Here is a 2,200-nt window from a genome sequence, read left to right as displayed (position 1 = left end):
AACAGGCTTATCTCCCCCAAGAGTCCACATCGACGGGGAGGTTTGGCACCTCGATGTCGGCTCATCGCATCCTGGGGCTGTAGTCGGTCCCAAGGGTTGGGCTGTTCGCCCATTAAAGCGGTACGCGAGCTGGGTTCAGAACGTCGTGAGACAGTTCGGTCCCTATCCGTCGTGGGCGTAGGAAATTTGAGAGGAGCTGTCCTTAGTACGAGAGGACCGGGATGGACACACCGCTGGTGTACCAGTTGTTCTGCCAAGGGCATCGCTGGGTAGCTATGTGTGGAAGGGATAAGTGCTGAAAGCATCTAAGCATGAAGCCCCCCTCAAGATGAGATTTCCCATAGCTCAAGCTAGTAAGAACCCTGAAAGATGATCAGGTTGATAGGTCAGAGGTGGAAGCGCGGTGACGTGTGGAGCTGACTGATACTAATCGTTCGAGGACTTAACCAAACATGAAATGCGAAAGCGACTGTACAGCCTCGACATGCATTGAAGGCTCCGACGAAGAAGCGAGATCTTTGCTTCTGAAGGAGGAGGTGAAGTGATCGAGAGGTTAGGAGCTGTAGCTGAACACTATCTTCGTTGAATGTCTGCACGTTATCTAGTTTTGAAGGAATAAATTTCCACTTGAGATTTCTCTTTCAAATAAATATAATAGGTAATGTTGTTAAAAAGTCTGGTGATTTTGGCGAAGAGGTCACACCCGTTCCCATGCCGAACACGGAAGTTAAGCTCTTTTGCGCCGATGGTAGTTGGGGGTTTCCCCCTGCGAGAGTAGGACGTCGCCAGGCTTAATTAGATCATGAAAAACCGAAAGGTTGATTCAAGACTAGTTATCTATTATACGGAGGATTAGCTCAGCTGGGAGAGCACCTGCCTTACAAGCAGGGGGTCGGCGGTTCGATCCCGTCATCCTCCACCATTTTAATATGCCGGTGTAGCTCAGTTGGTAGAGCACGACCGAAAAAGCGTCTTGAATAATCGTCAGCGTACTAATCGAGCTGCTGCTTGAAAAGTCCTTCTGAGATTAGGACGACAAGTACCAATGAATAGTAATAAATATATATTTTTTCTTAAACTGCCGGTGTAGCTCAGTTGGTAGAGCAACTGACTTGTAATCAGTAGGTCGAGGGTTCGACTCCTTTCGCCGGCACCATTTTTTGTACGAGCCATTAGCTCAGTTTGTAGAGCACGATGATACGCCTCTTGAATAAACTTCCAGCGTAACAATTGAACTGCTTCATGATTAACCCTTCTGAGATTGGGACGTCGTAGATGAACACATAGACGAATCTTAAGTTATGATTCGATATAATGAATTTTAGCACGAGCCATTAGCTCAGTTGGTAGAGCATCTGACTTTTAATCAGAGGGTCGAAGGTTCGAGTCCTTCATGGCTCACCAGTTTGTAAATTAATATATGCGGGTGTGGCGGAATGGCAGACGCGCTAGACTTAGGATCTAGTGTCTTATGACGTGGGGGTTCAAGTCCCTTCACCCGCACCATATGCGGAAGTAGTTCAGTGGTAGAACACCACCTTGCCAAGGTGGGGGTCGCGAGTTCGAGCCTCGTCTTCCGCTCCAAAAATGTCTGCAACCAACTAATGCCGGGGTGGCGGAACTGGCAGACGCACAGGACTTAAAATCCTGCGGTAGGTGACTACCGTACCGGTTCGATTCCGGTCCTCGGCACCATTTTATATGCGCCCGTAGCTCAATTGGATAGAGCGTCTGACTACGGATCAGAAGGTTATGGGTTCGACTCCTTTCGGGCGCGCCATATATATACGGGGAGTAGCTCAGCTTGGTAGAGCACTTGGTTTGGGACCAAGGGGTCGCAGGTTCGAATCCTGTCTTCCCGACCATTTAGTATATATAAGTTTGGGGCCTTAGCTCAGCTGGGAGAGCGCCTGCCTTGCACGCAGGAGGTCAGCGGTTCGATCCCGCTAGGCTCCACCAAAGTTCTTTGAAAACTGAACACAACACAAGCGTCAATGTTTGTTTTAAAAAAATGAAGTAGTGAACATCGATTAAGAACGTCACGTCCTGTGACAACATCGATGTCAGCACTTCTATGTGCTAGTTCAACTCTATTGGAGAGTTTGATCCTGGCTCAGGACGAACGCTGGCGGCGTGCCTAATACATGCAAGTCGAGCGGTTCTTAGGAAGCTTGCTTCCTAAGAACAGCGGCGGACGGGT

General features: G+C 48.8%; 9 tRNA genes and 3 rRNA genes. All 12 read left to right on the top strand.

Features of this window, described 5'->3' with window-relative positions:
* A 23S ribosomal RNA gene (locus PY093_RS21200) occupies positions 1 to 450 on the top strand; the annotation flags it as partial.
* 225 nt (positions 451 to 675) lie between these two features.
* Positions 676 to 791, top strand: a 5S ribosomal RNA gene (gene rrf, locus PY093_RS21195).
* Positions 792 to 846: 55 nt separating this feature from the next.
* A tRNA-Val gene (locus tag PY093_RS21190) sits at positions 847 to 922 on the top strand.
* A 158-nt stretch (positions 923 to 1,080) separates the two neighbouring features.
* Positions 1,081 to 1,156: transfer RNA gene (locus PY093_RS21185), tRNA-Thr, on the top strand.
* Between the two features lie 172 nt (positions 1,157 to 1,328).
* Positions 1,329 to 1,404 (top strand) — tRNA-Lys (locus PY093_RS21180).
* An 18-nt stretch (positions 1,405 to 1,422) separates the two neighbouring features.
* Positions 1,423 to 1,506, top strand: a tRNA-Leu gene (locus tag PY093_RS21175).
* Between the two features lie 3 nt (positions 1,507 to 1,509).
* Positions 1,510 to 1,584 (top strand) — tRNA-Gly (locus PY093_RS21170).
* 22 nt (positions 1,585 to 1,606) lie between these two features.
* Positions 1,607 to 1,695: transfer RNA gene (locus PY093_RS21165), tRNA-Leu, on the top strand.
* Positions 1,696 to 1,703: 8 nt separating this feature from the next.
* A tRNA-Arg gene (locus PY093_RS21160) sits at positions 1,704 to 1,780 on the top strand.
* An 8-nt stretch (positions 1,781 to 1,788) separates the two neighbouring features.
* Positions 1,789 to 1,865, top strand: a tRNA-Pro gene (locus PY093_RS21155).
* A gap of 18 nt (positions 1,866 to 1,883) precedes the next feature.
* Positions 1,884 to 1,959 (top strand) — tRNA-Ala (locus PY093_RS21150).
* Positions 1,960 to 2,090: 131 nt separating this feature from the next.
* Positions 2,091 to 2,200, top strand: a 16S ribosomal RNA gene (locus PY093_RS21145); the annotation flags it as partial.

The sequence above is a fragment of the Cytobacillus sp. S13-E01 genome (assembly GCF_029193815.1).
Classification (GTDB): domain Bacteria; phylum Bacillota; class Bacilli; order Bacillales; family Bacillaceae_L; genus Bacillus_BV.
The sequence above is the reverse complement of the archived record's forward strand: the minus strand, read 5'-3'. Positions and strand labels throughout refer to the sequence as shown.